Annotated in this window: 12 protein-coding genes; 6 read left to right on the plus strand and 6 right to left on the minus strand. The window is 62.8% G+C overall.

Going from position 1 to position 18928, the window contains the following annotated elements; all coding sequences use genetic code 11:
• Position 1: 1 nt before the first annotated feature.
• The 4 genes from ligA to BW992_RS24740 all read right to left on the minus strand — a co-directional run bounded on the left by ligA (position 2) and on the right by BW992_RS24740 (position 7790).
• Positions 2-2365, minus strand: coding sequence for an NAD-dependent DNA ligase LigA (gene ligA / locus BW992_RS24725; protein ID WP_072430340.1), 2364 nt, complete (start codon positions 2363-2365; stop codon positions 2-4).
• Between the two features lie 177 nt (positions 2366-2542).
• Positions 2543-3385 (minus strand): cell division protein ZipA, encoded by an 843-nt coding sequence (gene zipA, locus BW992_RS24730; RefSeq protein ID WP_072389076.1) that lies wholly within the window; start codon positions 3383-3385, stop codon positions 2543-2545.
• A gap of 255 nt (positions 3386-3640) precedes the next feature.
• Positions 3641-7129 carry a chromosome segregation protein SMC gene (gene smc, locus BW992_RS24735; protein ID WP_076407235.1) on the minus strand — a complete coding sequence of 1163 codons (3489 nt, stop codon included), beginning with the start codon at positions 7127-7129 and terminating at the stop codon, positions 3641-3643.
• 1 nt (position 7130) lies between these two features.
• Positions 7131-7790: a GntR family transcriptional regulator gene (locus BW992_RS24740; RefSeq protein WP_072389078.1), complete on the minus strand. Its 660-nt coding sequence runs from the start codon at positions 7788-7790 to the stop codon at positions 7131-7133.
• Positions 7791-8179: 389 nt separating this feature from the next.
• On the opposite strand from BW992_RS24740, the gene xdhA reads away from it, so the two are divergent.
• From xdhA to guaD, 4 genes are all read left to right on the plus strand, one after another.
• Positions 8180-9634 (plus strand): xanthine dehydrogenase small subunit, encoded by a 1455-nt coding sequence (gene xdhA, locus BW992_RS24745; RefSeq protein WP_072389080.1) that lies wholly within the window; start codon positions 8180-8182, stop codon positions 9632-9634.
• Positions 9627-12026, plus strand: coding sequence for a xanthine dehydrogenase molybdopterin binding subunit (gene xdhB, locus BW992_RS24750; RefSeq protein WP_076407236.1), 2400 nt, complete (start codon positions 9627-9629; stop codon positions 12024-12026). Before xdhA ends, xdhB begins: the two co-directional genes overlap by 8 nt.
• A gap of 121 nt (positions 12027-12147) precedes the next feature.
• Positions 12148-12978 (plus strand): xanthine dehydrogenase accessory protein XdhC, encoded by an 831-nt coding sequence (xdhC, locus tag BW992_RS24755; RefSeq protein ID WP_072458069.1) that lies wholly within the window; start codon positions 12148-12150, stop codon positions 12976-12978.
• A gap of 18 nt (positions 12979-12996) precedes the next feature.
• Positions 12997-14301: a guanine deaminase gene (gene guaD / locus BW992_RS24760; protein ID WP_072389086.1), complete on the plus strand. Its 1305-nt coding sequence runs from the start codon at positions 12997-12999 to the stop codon at positions 14299-14301.
• A gap of 130 nt (positions 14302-14431) precedes the next feature.
• Here guaD and BW992_RS24765 read toward each other — a convergent pair whose 3' ends face one another.
• A complete protein-coding gene (locus BW992_RS24765) occupies positions 14432-15196 on the minus strand; it encodes a GntR family transcriptional regulator (protein ID WP_003183531.1) in 765 nt (254 codons plus the stop codon).
• A gap of 362 nt (positions 15197-15558) precedes the next feature.
• Between BW992_RS24765 and BW992_RS24770 the strand changes: the two genes are divergently transcribed.
• Positions 15559-16749 (plus strand): benzoate/H(+) symporter BenE family transporter, encoded by a 1191-nt coding sequence (locus tag BW992_RS24770; RefSeq protein ID WP_076407237.1) that lies wholly within the window; start codon positions 15559-15561, stop codon positions 16747-16749.
• Positions 16750-16836: 87 nt separating this feature from the next.
• Here BW992_RS24770 and BW992_RS24775 read toward each other — a convergent pair whose 3' ends face one another.
• On the minus strand, positions 16837-17181 hold the full coding sequence (locus BW992_RS24775; RefSeq protein WP_072389090.1) for a YggL family protein: 345 nt from the start codon (positions 17179-17181) through the stop codon (positions 16837-16839).
• Between the two features lie 232 nt (positions 17182-17413).
• On the opposite strand from BW992_RS24775, the gene dacB reads away from it, so the two are divergent.
• Positions 17414-18880, plus strand: a complete 1467-nt coding sequence (dacB, locus tag BW992_RS24780) for a D-alanyl-D-alanine carboxypeptidase/D-alanyl-D-alanine endopeptidase (RefSeq protein WP_072389093.1) — start codon at positions 17414-17416, stop codon at positions 18878-18880.
• The last annotated feature ends 48 nt before the right edge of the window (positions 18881-18928 follow it).

The following is an 18928-nucleotide window of genomic DNA, read 5'->3' on the forward strand; positions in this document are numbered from 1 at the left end:
CTCAGGACTGGACGGCGATGCCATGCTTGCCCAGGAAAGCCACGAACGCCTCTTCGTCCAGCACCTCGATGCCCAACTCGTTCGCCTTGGCCAGTTTCGAACCTGCCCCCGGCCCAGCCACCACGCAATGGGTTTTCGCTGACACGGAACCAGCCACCTTGGCACCCAGGCTCTCGAGCTTGTCCTTGGCGACGTCGCGACTCATCAGTTCCAACGAGCCGGTCAGCACCCAGGTATGCCCCGCTTCGGGCAAGCCTTCGACGACTTTCTTCTCGCTCTGCCAGTGCATGCCGAAGTCCCGCAGCTGTTTTTCGGCGGCCTCGGCCTGCCGGCGATTTTCGGCGATGGCGAAAAATTCCCGAACGGCATTGGCCTGTTTCTCCGGCAGGGTCTGGCGCATGTCCAGCCAGTCCGCCTCCATCACCGCTTCGAGGGATCCGAACCTGTCCGCCAGTTTCTGCGCCCCACCGGGCCCGACCGAAGGGATGTCCAGCTTGTCCAGGAAACCACCCAGGGTGGTGCTGGCCGAGAATTCCGCCCCCAGTTCGCCCTGGTCCTGGATATCCAGACCGTGGCGCAGCAATTCCTTGATCACCTGGCGGTTATGCGGGTCTTCGAAGAAGCTGTGGATCTCGTGGGCGACTTCCAGCCCTACATCCGGCAGGTAAGTGAGTACCTGGGGCAACGCTGCCTGAACGCGCTCCAGCGACCCCAGGGAGCGGGCCAGGACCTTGGCGGTTTCCTCGCCGACATCCGGAATGCCCAGGGCATAGATGAAGCGCGCCAGGCTCGGCTTCTTGCTGTCGGCGATGGCCGCCAGCAGGTTCCTGCTGGACAGCTCGGCGAAGCCTTCCAGGTCCACCACTTGCTCGAAGGTCAGGGCGTACAGATCGGCGGGCGAGCCCACCAGGCCCTCGTCCACCAATTGCTCGACACTCTTCTCCCCCAGCCCTTCGATGTCCATGGCCCGGCGCGACACGAAATGAATGATCGCCTGCTTGAGCTGCGCACCACAGGCCAGGCGCCCGACGCAGCGATACACCGCGCCTTCGCTGACGGTCTCGCGTCCCTTGCTGCGCCTGATCAATTGCGTGCGCTCCACGTGGGAACCGCACACCGGGCATTGCTGGGGGATCGCCACGGGACGTGCGTCATCCGGACGACGTTCGGTGACCACTTGCACCACTTGTGGAATCACATCCCCGGCACGGCGGATGATCACGGTGTCGCCGATCATCAGGCCCAGGCGCGCCACTTCGTCCATGTTGTGCAGCGTGGCATTGGCCACCGTCACGCCGGCCACCTTGACCGGCTTGAGCCGTGCCACGGGCGTCACCGCTCCGGTGCGGCCCACCTGGAACTCGACATCCAGCAGCTCGGTGAGCTCTTCGCTGGCCGGGAATTTATGGGCAATGGCCCAGCGTGGCTCACGGGCGCGGAAGCCAAGCTCGCGCTGGGAAGCGATGCTGTTGACCTTGAACACCACCCCGTCGATTTCATAAGGCAGTGCGTTGCGCCGCTCACCGATGTCGCGGTAGTAGTCCAGGCATTCATCGATGCCATGGGCAAGCTTCAGCTCGCGACTGATGGGCAGGCCCCAGGCCTTGAGCTGCTTGAGGTTGCCGATGTGGGTATCGGCGATGTCCGCTGTCACCTGGCCGATGCCGTAGCAGCAGAACTCCAGGGGTCGGTTGGCGGTGATCCGGGAATCCAGTTGCCGCAGGCTGCCGGCCGCCGCGTTGCGCGGGTTGGCGAAGGTCTTGCCGCCCGCCTCCAGCTGCGTGGCGTTGAGCCGTTCGAAGCCGGCCTTGGACATGTACACCTCGCCCCGTACTTCCAGCACGGGTGGCCAGCCGCTGCCCTGCAGCCTGAGGGGGATGTTGCGCACTGTGCGCACGTTGACACTGATGTCTTCGCCGGTAGTGCCGTCACCGCGGGTGGCACCGCGTACCAGCATGCCGTCCTGGTACAACAGGCTGACCGCCAGGCCATCGAGCTTCGGCTCGCAGCTGTATTGCACCGCCGCGCCGCCGCCCAGCAGATCGCCCATGGGCAGGTCGAGCCCCTCGGTCACCCGGCGATCGAACTCGCGCATGGTGGTTTCATCGAAGGCGTTGCCCAGGCTGAGCATCGGAATCTCGTGGCGGACCTGGCTGAACGCAGACAGGGCGACGCTGCCGACACGCTGGGTCGGGGAGTCGCTGGTCACCAGTTCCGGATGCTGCTCTTCCAGGGCCTTGAGTTCATGGAACAGACGATCGTACTCGGCGTCCGGGATGGTTGGTTCATCGAGGACATGGTAACGGTAGTTGTGCTGATCCAGCTCGGTACGCAGCTCTAGGATGCGGGTTTCGACGGCATTCATGGTGTTCTCTCATAAAGCAAAAGAGCAGCCGAGGCTGCTCATTTCAATCAGTCATGCAACGCTCGGCGGAAAACCTGCGGCAACTTAATATTTTGGGAGCTGCTTCGCAGCCCAGCGGGGCGGCGCGACGTTTCGCCAAATCCCCTCGCCACAAAAGCGCCTCGCCAGTTGGCAGCCTCAGCGCTTCTGGGTCAATGCCCGGCGCTCGAATTCGACGATGCGCTGACGGTAATGTTCGATGGTCTGGGCCGTCAGCACGCTGCGTTGGTCATCCTTCAATTCGCCGTTGAGTTCCTGGGACAGCTTGCGGGCCGCCGCGACCATCACGTCGAATGCCTGTTTGGGGTGGCGCGGTCCTGGCAGGCCAAGGAAGAAACTCACCGCCGGGGTGCTGAAGTGATCGATGTCGTCCAGGTCGAACACGCCTGGCTTGACGGCGTTGGCCATGGAAAACAGGACCTCGCCGTTACCAGCCATGCTTTCGTGGCGGTGGAAGATGTCCATCTCGCCGAAGCGCAGGCCGCTTTCCAGGATGTTCTGCAACAGCGCCGGGCCCTTGAATCCGCCCGGATCGCGGCAGATGACGCTGATCACCAGCACTTCTTCTGCCTGGGCCTGGTCCTTGTCGCTGCCGGAAGTCTTGCTTTCGTCCGGGAAATCGTCGCGGCTGCTGAAGCTCGGACCACCGTCCAGGTCGAGGTTGAGGTTCAGGTCGCCCTGGGACGGCTCACTGTTACGCTTGCCGCGCTTGGAGCCCGACTCCCGTGGTTCGCGTGCGGGTGCGCTGACCGAAGGCAGGTCATGCTCGTCCAGCTGCGGCTCCTTGTGGGTGTCCAGCACCCGGGGCGGCCCCAGCAGCTCGGTGTTGTCATCGTCATCCGGCAGGTTCGACAGGCTGCGATCAAGGCGGAACTTGAGCTTCCCCTTGCCGCCGCGCATCCGGCGCCAGCCGTCGAAAAGAATACCGGCAATGACAATGATGCCGATGACGATCAGCCACTCGCGCAGACCGATTTCCATGTAATCCCGTGCCTCTATAAAAATGCTGAAAAATAAGGGGCTTAGCTATTTGCAAACCGCTTTAAAACGTGGCGCCAACTCTATGTTCTGAATGGCGTTTTGCCCACGCATAGGAAAAATTGACATTAAACTAGCACGACCAAAGATAACTTTACACCGTCTGTCGCATAGGCTTGTGCCAATCTGTGATTTGCACGGCACCGTTCAACGGTTAAAAGCCCCGCGGCCCTCCAGGAAGATGTCCGGCTTGCCACTTCAGCCATCCACCATTGCCATGGCCTCCTCGACATCCACCGCCACCAGACGCGAACAGCCGGGCTCATGCATCGTCACCCCCATCAACTGGTCGGCCATTTCCATGGCGATCTTGTTGTGGGTGATGTAGATGAACTGCACCGTTTCGGACATTTCCTTCACCAGCCGCGCGTAACGACCCACGTTCGCGTCGTCCAGCGGCGCATCGACCTCGTCGAGCATGCAGAACGGCGCCGGATTCAACTTGAAGATGGCAAATACCAGGGCCAGGGCCGTCAGCGCTTTTTCACCGCCGGAGAGCAAATGGATGGTGCTGTTCTTCTTTCCGGGTGGACGCGCCATGATCGTCACCCCAGTATCGAGTAGATCTTCGCCCGTCAGTTCCAAATACGCGCTGCCGCCACCGAAAACTTTCGGGAAAAGTGCCTGCAAACCGCTGTTGATCTGATCAAAGGTATCCTTGAAGCGATTTCGGGTTTCCTTGTCGATCTTGCGAATGACGTTTTCCAGGGTCTCCAGCGCTTCCACCAGGTCGGCATCCTGGGCGTCCAGGTAACGCTTGCGCTCGGACTGCTGCTCGTATTCGTCGATCGCCGCCAGGTTGATCGCGCCCAGGCGCTGGATGCGCGCGGCGATGCGCTCCAGCTCCTCCTCGGCGTCTTTCTCGTTGGCGCCGGGCACCAGCGTGGCGAGCACACCATTGAGGTCGTAACCGTCTTCGAGCAACTGATCCTGCAACGCCTTGCGGCGCACTGTCAGGGCCTGCCACTCCAGGCGTTGCTGCTCCATCTGGCCACGGATCAGTTGCGATTGCTGCTCGGCCTGGCTGCGCCGCTTCTCGGCGTCACGCAGCTCTCGGTCGGCGTCTTCCAGGGCGATCTGCGCAGTCTTGAGTTCTTCGTCGACGCTCATGCGCTTGTCCAGCAGCTCTTCGAGCTTGAGCCGCAGTTCCTCCAGCGGTGCCTCCCCCTCCTCCAGGTTGAGACTCAGCTGTTCGCGCTTTTCAGTCAGGCGCTCGGATTGCATTTCCAGGCGCTCCAAAGCCTGACGGGTGGAATCGTACTGGGCCTGGAGCGAGCCCAGGCGTACCGCCAGTTGATGGGCATGGTCCTTGTGCTGGCGAGCCTCCTGGCGTACCCGATCCAGGCGCTCGCGCAAGCTGTCGCGCTGGGCCAGCAACAGTTCGCGTTGCTCGGTGTCCAGAGCCATGGCATCGAGGGCCTCTTGCAGTTGCAAGCGCGCCTCGCCGATCTGTTCATGTTCCAGTGCCCGTTGCTCGCCCAGCTCGGCGATCTCTTCTTCGAGACGAGTGCGACGCAGGGCCAGTTGTTCGACCTTGGCCTTGCCGGCCGACAGCCCGGCCTTGAGCTCACCCTGATGGCGCGCTTCGTCCTGCAACAGCCGACGCAGGTGTTCACGGCCATTTTCCTGCTGACGTTGCTGCGCCCGCAGGTTCTGCAATTCGCTTTCCAAGGCCTCGACGCTGGCTTCGCGCTCTTCGCGTTCGGCCCCCAGGCGCTGGATCTCCTGGCCTCGGGCAAGCATGCCGCTCTCGGCTTCGCTGGCCCGGCGCACCCGCAGGAAGTGTCGGCCAACCCAATAGCCGTCGCGGCTGATCAGGCTCTCACCCGTCGCCAGTTGTCCGCGCAAAGCCAAGGCCTGTTCGAGGCTATCCACGGGCTTGACCTGGCCCAGCCAGGGCGACAGATCGACCTGGGCCTCGACCTTGTCCAACAGGCTGCCCGGCATCCGCACACCGTCACCGGCCGGACTGAGCAGCCGCAGGTCGCCCTGGGTAAAGCCCGACAGGTCGAAACCGGCGAAATCGTCCACCAGTACCGCCTGCAGGTCGGCACCCAGCACCGTCTCCACCGCCAGTTCCCAACCGGCGTCGACCTTCAGGCCTTCGGCCAAGCGTGGACGCTCGGCCAGATGCTGGTCGCGCAGCCATTCGGCGGTGCCGGTGCCTGGGTCGAGCGCGGCTTGCTGCAAGGCTTCCAGGGAGGCCAGACGCCCATTGAGTCGCTGCAACTCGCCCTGGGCCTGTTGCTGGTTGTGCAAGGCCTGCTGCAAGGCCTGGCGCAACTGTTCAAGGCGTTCGACCTGGGCGTCTTCACTGGCCTGTAAGTCTTCGAGGGTGGCTTCGCTGGCCGCCAGCTGCTCGCTCAGGTCCAGGATCGCCGCGTCTTCCGGGTCGGCCGCCAGCAGGGCGCGCTCTTCGCCCAGGCGCCGCTGGCGCTCGGCCAGGCGCTCCATGCTGGTTTCCAATTGCTGGATGCGCGACTGCTGCACCTCGGCCTGGCGCCGCGGTTCGGCGGAAGTCAGGTTGAAACGGTCCCACTGCTCCTGCCAGCCATGCATGGTCAGCTCGGCTTCCTCCAGGGCAGCGGCAGCCTCTTCGGCCGCGGCGCTGGTAACTTCCTGTTCCGGGGTGAGTCGGTCCAGCTCTTCGCCGAGGGTCAGCAGCAACGTACGGTCGTGCCCCAGGTGAGACTCGGTTTCCAGCCGCGCCCGCTCGGCTTCCTTCAAGTCATCCTGCAACTGACGCAGCCGTTGCTGGCCGTGCTGGATACTCTGCTCGACCCTGGCGATGTCGCCGCCCACCGAATAGAAGCGCCCCTGCACCAGATTGAAGCGCTCGGACAGTTCGTGATGCCCGTCGCGCAGGCGCTCGATGGCCGCGTCGGCGTTGCGCTGCTCGGCCACCAGGGCTTCGAAGCTGACCTCCTGGTTGCCGATGATCGACTCGCGCTGGCCGACCTGCTCATTCAGGGCCTGCCACCGCAGGGCCGAGAGCTGGGCCTTGAGCTGGCGCTCCTCGCCCTTGTATTCCTGGTACTTGCGGGCGGCTTCGGATTGGCGGTGCAACCGTTCGAGCTGGCGATCGAGCTCTTCGCGCAAGTCGGTCAGGCGGGCAAGGTTTTCGTGGGTGCGGCGGATACGGTTTTCAGTCTCGCGCCGCCGCTCCTTGTATTTGGAAATACCCGCGGCTTCCTCGATGAAGTTGCGCAGGTCTTCGGGCTTGGCCTCGATCAGCTTGGAGATCATGCCCTGCTCGATGATCGAATAGCTGCGCGGCCCCAGGCCGGTGCCCAGGAAGATATCGGTGATATCGCGCCGCCGGCACTTGGCACCATTGAGGAAATAACTGTTCTGGCTGTCCCGGGTCACCTTGCGCCGAATGGAGATCTCGGCATAGGCGGCATATTCGCCCACCAGGGTGCTGTCGGAGTTGTCGAACACCAGCTCGATGCTTGCCTGGCTCACCGGCTTGCGACTGGTCGAGCCGTTGAAGATGACGTCGGTCATCGACTCGCCGCGCAGGTTCTTGGCCGAGCTCTCGCCCATCACCCAGCGGACGGCGTCGATGATATTGGACTTGCCGCAACCGTTGGGCCCCACCACCGCCGCCATGTTGCTGGGGAAGTTCACCGTGGTCGGGTCGACGAAGGACTTGAACCCCGCCAGCTTGATGCACTTGAGTCGCACGTCAGGCCGCCGTCAGGGCAGAAACCACCAGATCGCAACTGCGCTGGGCATAGGCCGTCAGCACGATGCGAATCTGCGGCAGGTCACGGGCCAGCACGGCCACGAGCAGGCGCTGGAACAGATCGAGGAACTCGCTCATTTCCGCCTTGCGCTGTTCCAGGGCCAGGAAGTAGGCACGGCTCATGGCCGGCTGCAGGTTCTCGACGGTTTCCTGCAGGTACGGATTGTTGGCGAAAGGATAGGCGGCACGCATCACACTGAAGCTTTCATCGACGAAGGTACGGATGTCCTGTCGGACGAAGGCCTCCTTGAGGCGCTGCTGGATCACCAGGAAGGGCGCCATGTCGGCCTGATCCTTCCAGCCCTGGGCCACGGCGTTGCCCAGCAGGATGTACAGCTCGCTCATCAGCGCGCAGAGGCTGCGTACCTTGTGCTCGGTGAGTTCGGTGACATGGGCGCCACGGCGCGGCAGGATCGCGACCAGATGGCGCCGTTCCAGGATCAGCAAGGCCTCGCGGACCGAGCCGCGGCTGACATTGAGCGCCAGCGTGACCTTCTGCTCCTGGATGCGCTCCCCCGGCCTCATTTCGCCGCGAATGATGCGCTCGGCGAGATGATGGGCGATTTGCTCAGCGAGGCTGTCCGGGGCCTTGAACGTCATGGTTGTCCTTCAAACTCTTCGATTTGCACAAGCGGCGCAGTGTACCGCACTCGATACGTCATGGCGCAGGGCCTGCACCGGGTTTTTGGCACGATATAAGCAAATTTTCAAGGGCCCGGCCTTTGCGCAAGCAGGGCTCGCCCGCGAACGTGGACCGACCGCCGCAGATCCTTGCGCAGGCCGGCATCCGAGCAAGCAAGCCCGTCCCACAAGGATTTGCGCTTAACTGATGGAGAGAGGACATCGCTCGAAGTTCGACCCCGAAACCTGTTGTTCATCGACAAAGCGAATTTTCCTGACCTTAAAGTCAGAAAATCGTTGACCGAAAAGTCAGAACTGATAAATTCGGCCCACGTCGATACAACAATAATGAATCTGCGAGGCCTTCCGTGATCCAGTTTTTACTCAACCAGGAACTCCGTAGCGAGCACAGCCTGGACCCGAACCTGACCGTGCTCAATTACCTGCGCGAGCATGTCGGCCGGTCCGGCACCAAAGAAGGCTGCGCCAGCGGCGACTGTGGTGCGTGCACCGTGGTGGTGGGCGAACTGCACGTAGATGAATCCGGTCATGAGCGCCTGCGCTATCGCAGCCTCAACTCATGCCTGACCTTCGTCTCGTCCCTGCACGGCAAGCAACTGATCAGCGTCGAAGACCTCAAGCACCAGGGCCGGTTGCACAGCGTCCAGCAGGCCATGGTCGATTGTCACGGCTCGCAATGCGGCTTCTGTACCCCCGGCTTCGTCATGTCGCTGTTTGCCCTGCAGAAAAACAGCGAACAGCCCGACGCGCACAAGGCCCACGAGGCCCTGGCCGGCAACCTGTGTCGCTGCACCGGCTACCGGCCGATCCTGGCTGCCGCCGACCAGGCCTGCTGCGGCAAGCAAACGGACCAGTTCGACGCTCGTGAAGCCCAGACCATCGCTCGTCTCAAGGCCATTGCGCCCAAGGAGACCGGCGAACTCAACAGCGGCGACAAGCGCTGCCTGGTGCCGCTGACGGTCGCCGACCTGGCCGAACTCTACGACGCGTATCCCCAGGCGCGCCTGCTGGCCGGCGGCACGGACCTGGCCCTGGAAGTCACCCAGTTCCACCGTACCCTGCCGGTGATGATCTATGTGGGAAACGTGGCCGAACTCAAGCGCATCGAGCGCTTCGACGACCGCCTGGAGATCGGCGCCGCTACCGCGCTCTCCGATTGCTACGAGGCCTTGCAGGCCGAATACCCCGACTTCGGTGAATTGCTGCAGCGCTTCGCCTCGCTGCAGATCCGCAACCAGGGCACCCTGGGCGGCAACATCGGCAACGCCTCGCCCATCGGCGACTCCCCGCCCCTGCTGATCGCCCTCGGCGCGCAGATCGTACTGTGCAAGGGGCAGGTGCGCCGCACACTGGCCCTGGAGGACTATTTCATCGATTACCGGGTCACGGCTCGCCAGGAAAGCGAATTCATCGAGAAGATCATCGTGCCGAGGGCCAGCGCCGAGCAGGCATTTCGCGCCTACAAGGTTTCCAAGCGCCTGGACGATGACATTTCCGCCGTGTGCGCGGCATTCAACCTGCGGATCGACAACGGCGTGGTGCGCGACGCCCGCGTAGCGTTCGGCGGCATGGCCGCGACGCCCAAGCGCGCCAAGCATTGTGAGGCGGCCCTGATCGGCTCTGCATGGAACGACAGCACTGTCGAGCGTGCCTGCGCGGCCCTGGGCGAGGATTTCACGCCGCTGTCGGACTTCCGCGCCAGCAAGGAGTACCGCTTGCTCGGCGCCCGCAACCTGCTGCGCAAATACTTCATCGAACTGCAAACGCCGCACATCGAGACTCGGGTGACCGCTTATGTCTAACCATCACGCCGCAGAAAAGACCCAAGCCGAACTGGCCGAACTGTTCGCCCGCGACCTCACCACTGGCGTGGGCCGCAGCGTCAAGCACGACAGCGCCGCCAAGCATGTGTCTGGTGAAGCCCAGTACATCGATGACCGCCTGGAGTTTCCCAACCAGTTGCACGTCTATGCCCGGCTGTCGGACCGCGCCCACGCCCGGATCCTGCGCATCGACACCACGCCGTGCTATGCCTTCGACGGGGTGCGCATCGCCATTACCCATGCGGATATACCGGGCCTGAAGGACATCGGACCGTTGCTGCCCGGCGATCCACTGCTGGCCATCGATGATGTGCAGTTCGTCGGCCAGCCCGTGCTGGCCGTGGCCGCCCGGGACCTGGAAACCGCGCGCAAGGCGGCGATGGCGGCCATCGTCGAATATGAAGACCTGGACCCGGTGCTCGACGTGGTCGAAGCCCTGCGCAAGCGTCACTTCGTGCTCGACAGCCACACCCATCGGCGCGGTGATTCGGCCGCCGCCCTGGCCGGTGCCGAACACCGTATCCAGGGCACGCTGCACATCGGCGGCCAGGAACATTTCTACCTGGAAACCCAGATTTCCTCGGTGATGCCCACCGAAGATGGCGGCATGCTCGTCTACTGCTCGACCCAGAACCCCACCGAAGTGCAGAAACTGGTGGCCGAAGTGCTGGGGGTTTCGATGAACAAAGTCGTGGTGGACATGCGCCGCATGGGCGGTGGGTTCGGCGGCAAGGAAACCCAGGCCGCCAGCCCGGCCTGCCTGTGCGCGGTCATCGCCCATCTCACTGGCCAGCCGACCAAGATGCGCCTGCCCCGGGTCGAAGACATGCTGATGACCGGCAAGCGCCACCCCTTCTACATCGAATACGACGTCGGCTTCGACAGCACCGGGCGCCTGCACGGCATCGCCCTCGAACTGGCCGGCAATTGCGGCTGTTCGCCGGACCTGTCCGCCTCTATCGTCGACCGTGCGATGTTCCACGCCGATAACGCCTATTACCTGGGCGATGCGACCATCAACGGCCATCGCTGCAAGACCAATATCGCCTCGAACACCGCCTATCGCGGCTTCGGCGGCCCCCAGGGCATGGTCGCCATCGAGGAAGTCATGGACGCCATCGCCCGACACCTGGGCCTGGACCCGCTGGCCGTGCGCAAGGCCAACTACTACGGCAAGACCGAGCGCAACGTCACCCACTACTACCAGACCGTCGAGCACAACATGCTCGAGGAAATGACCGCCGAGCTTGAGCAAAGCAGCCAGTACGCCGAACGCCGCGAGGCGATCCGCCGCTACAACGCCAACAGCCCGATCCTGAAAAAAGGCCTGGCGCTGACCCCGGTGAAATTCGGCATTTCGTTCACCGCCAGTTTCCTCAACCAGGCCGGCGCGCTGATCCACATCTACACCGATGGCAGCATCCACCTTAATCATGGTGGCACCGAAATGGGCCAGGGCCTCAACACCAAGGTCGCCCAGGTGGTGGCCGAAGTGTTCCAGGTGGAAATGGACCGGGTGCAGATCACCGCGACCAATACCGACAAAGTGCCCAACACCTCGCCCACCGCCGCCAGCAGCGGCGCCGACCTGAACGGCAAGGCCGCGCAGAACGCCGCCGAAACCATCAAGCGGCGCCTGGTGGAGTTCGCTGCGCGGCAGTACAAGGTCAGCGAAGAAGACGTGGAATTCAAAAACAGCCATGTTCGGGTGCGCGATCACATCCTAACGTTCGAGGCGTTGGTGCAACAGGCCTATTTCGCCCAGGTCTCGCTGTCCAGCACCGGTTTCTACAAGACTCCGAAGATCTACTACGACCGCAGCCAGGCCCGTGGCCGGCCGTTCTACTACTACGCCTATGGCGCGGCCTGCGCCGAGGTCATCGTCGATACCCTGACTGGCGAATACAAGATGCTGCGCACCGACATCCTCCACGACGTCGGCGCCTCGTTGAACCCGGCGATCGATATCGGCCAGGTCGAGGGTGGCTTCATCCAGGGCATGGGCTGGCTGACCATGGAAGAGCTGGTGTGGAACGACAAGGGCAAGCTGATGACCAATGGCCCGGCCAGCTACAAGATCCCGGCCGTGGCCGACATGCCCCTGGACCTGCGGGTCAGGCTGGTGGAGAACCGCAAGAACCCGGAAGACACGGTGTTCCATTCCAAGGCCGTTGGCGAGCCGCCCTTCATGCTCGGCATCGCCGCATGGTGCGCCATCAAGGACGCCGTGGCGAGCCTGGGGGATTACAGGCACCAACCGAAAATCGATGCGCCGGCGACGCCGGAGCGGGTGTTGTGGGGGTGTGAGCAGATGCGAGGGTTGAAAGCGGTCAGGACTGAGGAAGCTGAAGTCGAAGTGGCTTCGCTCTAGACCGCGGCGCGGCTATCGCGAGCAAGCTCGCTCCCACAAGGGACTGCGGACACCGTCCCAATGTGGGAGCGAGCTTGCTCGCGATGAGGCCGGAACAGACAAAAGAGATGTCGAGGTGAATATGTACAACTGGATCAGCGCCCTCGCCGACCTGCAGACCCGCGGTGAACCCTGCGTGCTGGTGACGATCATCGAAGAACTGGGTTCCACACCGCGCAATGCCGGCTCGAAGATGGTCATCAGCGCCAGCCAGACCTTCGACACCATCGGTGGCGGGCATCTGGAGTACAAGGCCATGGAGATCGCCCGGCAAATGCTCGCCAGCGGCCAGCAGGACACCCATCTGGAGCGTTTCAGCCTCGGCGCCAGCCTGGGCCAGTGCTGCGGTGGCGTCACGGTGCTGCTGTTCGAACCCATGGGCCAGGTGCAGGCACAGATCGCAGTGTTCGGCGCCGGTCATGTCGGTCGCGCGCTGGTGCCGCTGCTGGCGAGCCTGCCTTGCAAGGTGCGCTGGATCGACTCGCGGGAGACGGAATTTCCTGAACAACTGCCCCACGGCGTGCGCAGGATCGTCAGCGAAGATCCGTTGGATGAAGTCGACGCACTGCCGCCCGGCAGCTACTGCATCGTCATGACCCATACCCATCAGCTGGACCTGGAGCTGAGCGCCGCGATCCTCAAGCGCAATGACTTCGCCTATTTCGGCCTGATCGGTTCGAAGACCAAACGGGTCAGGTTCGAACACCGCCTGCGCGACCGCGGCTTCGACAGCGGCGCCTTGCAGCGCATGCGCTGCCCGATGGGCATTGGCGAAGTCAAAGGCAAGCTGCCTGTGGAAATCGCCATCTCCATCGCCGGCGAAATCATCGCCACCTATAACGCGAATTTCGGCCAGCAGACCCGCCGCGCCGAGCCCATTGCCAAACTGCTGCCGGCCTCGCGTCGCAGCTGACCATTTCCGAGAGTTCCCATGCCCCTGACTCGCAAAGCCTACCGTGCCGCCCTGCTCCACAGTCTCGCCGATCCTGCCGAAGCCGGGATCGAAGCGTCCTACGAATACTTCGAAGACGGCCTGCTGGTGGTGGAGAATGGCCAGATCAGCGCCATCGGCCCCGCCTGCGACCTGCTGCCCACACTGGCCGCCGACATCGAGATCGTCCATCACCAGGATGCGCTGATCACTCCTGGCTTCATCGATACCCATATCCATCTGCCCCAGACCGGCATGGTGGGCGCCTATGGCGAACAGTTGCTGGACTGGCTGGACACCTACACCTTTCCCTGCGAGAGCCAGTTCGCCGACAAGGCCCACGCCGACGCGGTGGCGGATATTTTCGTCAAGGAACTGCTGCGCAACGGCACCACCACGGCGCTGGTGTTCGGCAGCGTGCACCCGCAATCGGTGAACGCGTTCTTCGAAGTGGCCCAGAAACTCGACCTGCGGATGATCGCCGGCAAAGTGATGATGGACCGCAATGCCCCGGACTACCTGGTCGATACGGCCGAATCCAGCTACACCCAGAGCAAGGCGCTGATCGAGCGCTGGCATGGCAAGGGTCGCCTGCACTACGCCGTGACACCGCGCTTCGCCCCCACCAGCACACCGGAACAACTGGCCCTGGCCGGTCAATTGCTGAGGGAATATCCCGATCTCTACATGCAGACCCACATCAGTGAAAACCTGCAGGAAGTGCAGTGGGTCAAGTCCCTGTTTCCCGAGCGCAAGGGCTATCTGGACGTCTACGACCACTACCAGTTGCTCGGCCAGCGCTCGGTACTGGCCCATGGCGTGCACCTGTGCGACGACGAATGCGCGCGCCTGGCCGAGACCGGTTCGGCCATAGCCTTCTGCCCGACTTCGAACCTGTTCCTCGGCAGCGGACTGTTCAACCTGCCCATGGCCGAGAAGCATAAGGTGAATGTGGGGCTGGGCACGGACGTCGGTGGCGGTACCAGCTTTTCGCTGCTGCAGACCCTGAACGAAGCCTACAAGGTGATGCAGTTGCAGGGCGCCAGGCTGAGCCCGTTCAAGTCACTCTACCTGGCCACCCTGGGCGGCGCCCGGGCCTTGCGCCTGGAGGATCGGATCGGGACCTTGCAACCGGGTACGGATGCGGACTTCCTGGTGCTGGACTACAACGCCACGCCGCTGCTGAGCTATCGCCTCAAGCAGGCCAAGGACATTGCCGAGCGGTTGTTCGTATTGATGACGCTGGGGGATGACCGGACGGTGGCGCAGACCTATGCGGCCGGTAAATTGGTGCATCAGCGCTAGAATCTCGGCGCCTGTCGGAACGCTATCGCGAGCAGGCTCGCTCCTGCAGGGATTATGTGAACAACACAAATCCACTGTGGAAGCGAGCCTGCTGGCGATGAAGGCGACTGGGAATAACTGGCTCACCCCATCAGAGCTTGGCCGTCGACCGCCCAGGCTTCTTGCTCTGCAGCAGATGCGAGAACACCGCATGCAAATCATCCGACGCGCTTTCTTCGTCGAGGTTGAGCTTGCTGTCGATGTGATCCATGTGGTGCATCATCAGGTCAACCGCCAGCGTGGCGTCCCGGGCCTCGATGGCGTCGATCAGCTGGGTGTGTTCGTCATAGGAACAGTGGGAACGGTTGCCGCTTTCGTATTGGGCGATGATCAGGGACGTCTGGGACACCAGGCTGCGCTGGAAGCTGATCAATGGCGCGTTCTTCGCCGCTTCGGCCAGCTTGAGGTGGAACTCGCCCGACAGGCGAATGCCGGCGCCACGGTCGCCACGGGAAAAACTGTCGCGCTCGTCGCTGACCATCTGCCGCAGTTCGGCCAGTTGCTCGGCGGTGGCGTGCTGCACCGCCAACTCGGTGATGGCCCGTTCCACGAGGCGCCGGGCCATGAACACCTGGCGAGCCTCCTCGACACTCGGGCTGGCCACCACGGCGCCCCGATTGGGTCGCAGCAGCACCACCCCTTCATGGGCCAGGCGAGACAGCGCGCGCCGGATGATCGTGCGGCTGACTCCGAAAATTTCCCCCAGTGCCTCTTCGCTCAACTTGGTACCGGGCGCCAGGCGTTGTTCGAGGATGGCCTCGAAGATATGTGCATAGACAATATCGTCCTGGGTTCCGCTGCGGCCGGCTTTACCTGCTCGCGGTTGTTTCTTGAGGGGTTGCAACTGTTCGTTCATGGGCACTCGGGTCGGGAGAACTGCGGCGAATTGACCGTGACTGTAATACGGCACAGCGGGTCGCTGGCAAGTATCGTGTAAAAAACAGCTCGATTGTACACAACCTCTGATGGCAACACGACTGTACGGCTGTTTGCAGGCATGGCTGTATTGCAATCGACAACTGCGTTGAGTTTAGGCTTAAACCACAAAATCTGTGGCGAGGGGATTGATCCCCGCCGGGTCGCAAAGCGGGCGGTCTCAGCCATACCAGCCTTGTTGCAACGAGACTTTCCAGGACCGCCATGCAGTTCATCGAGGATCAATCCTCTCGCCACACAGTCAGGCTCTAGCTGTTCTACCAATCAGGATCATCCCGCACCATGACCGAAGTCACGACTACGCCACTTCGCCCCTTGGCCGACACCTCCCTCTCGGCCATCGTCGCCGGGTTCATTGCCATGATGACCGGCTACACCAGTTCCCTGGTGCTGATGTTCCAGGCCGGGCAGGCGGCCGGGCTGACCAGCGGGCAGATTTCCTCGTGGATCTGGGCGATTTCCATTGGCATGGCGGTGTGCTCCATCGGGCTGTCGTTGCGCTATCGCACACCGATCACCATCGCCTGGTCGACACCCGGCGCGGCGCTGTTGATCACCAGCCTGGGCGGTGTGAGTTACGGCGAGGCCATCGGCGCCTATATCACCTGTGCAGTGCTGGTGACGATCTGCGGCCTGACCGGCAGCTTCGAACGCCTGGTCAAGCGCATTCCGGCCTCGCTGGCGGCGGCGCTGCTGGCGGGCATCCTGTTCAAGATCGGCAGCGAGATTTTCGTCGCCGCCCAGCATCGCACCGGCCTGGTGCTGGGGATGTTCTTCACCTACCTGGTGGTCAAGCGCGTGTCGCCTCGCTACGCCGTGCTGACAGCGCTGTTGATCGGTACCGCGCTGGCGAGCGTGATGGACCTGCTGGACTTCAGCGGTTTCGCCCTGGAAGTCGCGACTCCGGTCTGGACCACGCCGCACTTTTCCCTGGCAGCCACCATCAGCATCGGCATTCCGCTGTTCGTGGTGGCGATGACTTCGCAGAACATGCCGGGCATCGCCGTGCTGCGAGCCGACGGCTACAACGTGCCGGCCTCGCCGCTGATCACCAGCACGGGCATCGCCTCCCTGCTGCTGGCGCCCTTCGGCTCCCATGGCATCAACCTGGCGGCCATCAGCGCTGCCATCTGCACCGGGCCCCACGCCCATGAGGATCGCAACAAACGCTACACGGCGGCCGTCTGGTGCGGGGTTTTCTACGCAATCGCCGGCGTGTTCGGCGCAACGCTAGCGGCGTTGTTCGCGGCACTGCCCAAGGAACTGGTGCTGTCCATCGCGGCGCTGGCGCTGTTCGGCTCGATCATCAATGGCTTGAGCATCGCCATGAGCGAAGCCAGGGAACGGGAAGCGGCGCTGATCACCTTCATGGTCACGGCGTCGGGGCTGACGCTGTTCTCCATTGGTTCGGCATTCTGGGGGATCGTGGCGGGGGTGTCGACGTTGCTCATCCTGAACTGGAGCAAGGATTGATCGCCCCCACGCTCAGCGTGGGAACGATCGCTCCAACCGACAGGCGCAAAAAAACCGGCACCCATGAGGGTTGCCGGTTTCGGAACATCAAGCGACCGGGTTGATCTGCTTTTCCGGGTACCACACGTCGATCAGCGGGCTGACTTCAACGCTGGTCAGCTCAGGACGGGCCTTGAGCCAGGCTTCTACAGCCGCGCGCTGCTCTTCGCTGACCGAACCGCGCTTCTGCAGGCAGACCAGACCGTAGTCGTCGCCGCCCACATAACCCAGGCCATTGGCTTCCATGGCTTCTTTCAGGAACGCGTCGAGGAAAGCGTCAATAGCCTCATCGGCCAGATCTTCTTTGAAATCCAGGTTCAATTCGAAACCCAGCTCTTGAAATTCATCCACGCAAAGCTTTTTGCGCAGACGCCGGGAACGGTTAGTCGCCATTGAAACAATCCTCATAAGTAATAACGGCCGGCACTTTACCAGTTTGGAGCACCGTTTGCCCGACTGATCGGCGCAACCGCCTACCGTCGGTAAAAAAATAGCGCCTGGAAGGACTCGGGCACGGCAAAGCCGCTACGCCTTGGGGCATAATGCCGACACATTCATTACCGTTGAGGACGTTCAATTTTCATGTCCTCGTTTTTTCCCCCTCGCCCGCAGGGTTTTATTTCAAATGATCAAGTCTTTGCGTCCACTGCTTCTGGCCAGCCTTCTTCTTCCCCTGGCCCTTCCTGCCTACACCAGCGCCGCCACCATCAATACCGCCCTGTCGCCCAACGTGCAAAAGGCCCTCAAGGCCAGCAAGCTGCAGGACAACGCCCTGTCCCTGGTACTGGTGCCGCTCAACGGCCCTGGCACGCCGACCCTTTATAACGCCGACGTTTCGGTCAATCCTGCCTCCACCATGAAGCTGGTGACCACCTACGCGGCGCTGGAAATGCTCGGCCCCAACCACCAGTGGAAAACCGAGTTCTACACCGACGGCACCCTCAACGGCGGCATCCTCAACGGCAACCTGTACCTCAAGGGCGGCGGTGACCCCAAGCTGAACATGGAAAAGCTCTGGTTGCTGATGCGCGACCTGCGGGCCAACGGTGTGCAGCAGGTCACGGGTGACCTGGTGCTGGACCGCGGCTTCTTCATCCAGCCGCAACTGCCCGAGTTCAACGACGACGGCAACGACGAGAACAAGCCTTTCCTGGTCAAGCCCGACTCCTTGCTGGTCAACCTCAAGGCCCTGCGCTTCGTGGCACGCAATGACGGCGGGCGGGTGCTGGTGTCGGTGGAACCGCCCATCGCCAGCATCCGTATCGATAACCAGGTCAAGGCCGTCAACGGCAAGCAGTGCGCCGGCAACGTGCGCTACAACCCGGTGCCGCAAGCGGACGGCAGCGTGAACGTGACCGTCAGCGGCCAACTCGGTGACGGTTGCAGCTCCCAGACCTATCTGTCGCTGCTGGATCACGCCACCTACACCGCCGGCGCGGTGCGGGCGATCTGGAAAGAACTGGGTGGCAGCATCCAGGGCCAGGATCGCCTGGCCTCGACGCCAAACAATGCCAAGGTACTGGCCCGGGCGTTCTCGCCGGACCTGGCGGAAATCATCCGCGACATCAACAAATACAGTAACAACACCATGGCCCAGCAACTGTTCCTGAGCCTGGGCGCGCAGTTTCGCAACGAAGCCGACGGTGACGACGCCAAGGCCGCGCAACGCGTGGTGCGCCAATGGCTGGCCAAGAAAGGCATCACCGCGCCGCACCTGGTGATGGAAAACGGTTCCGGGCTGTCTCGCGCCGAACGGGTGAGCGCCCGGGAAATGGCAGCGATGCTGCAAGCGGCGTGGCGCAGCCCGTATTCGGCGGAGTTCATCAGCTCGATGCCCATCGTCGGCACCGACGGGACCATGCGCAAGCGCCTCAAGACCACCGCCATGGCCGGTGAGGCCCATGTCAAGACAGGCACCCTGAACACCGTTCGAGCCATCGCCGGCTACAGCCGGGACGTCAACGGCAATACCTGGGCGGTAGTAGCGATCCTCAACGATCCGAAGCCGTGGGGTGCGTCCTCGGTGCTGGACCAGGTGCTGCTGGACCTGTACCGCCAGCCGAAACTGCCGCAGACGGCTTCGGTGCTGTAACCCATCGACCCACAGTGGGAGCGGGCCAGCTCGCCCCCACTGGATCGG

The organism is Pseudomonas sp. 7SR1 (assembly GCF_900156465.1).
Taxonomy (GTDB): Bacteria; Pseudomonadota; Gammaproteobacteria; order Pseudomonadales; family Pseudomonadaceae; genus Aquipseudomonas.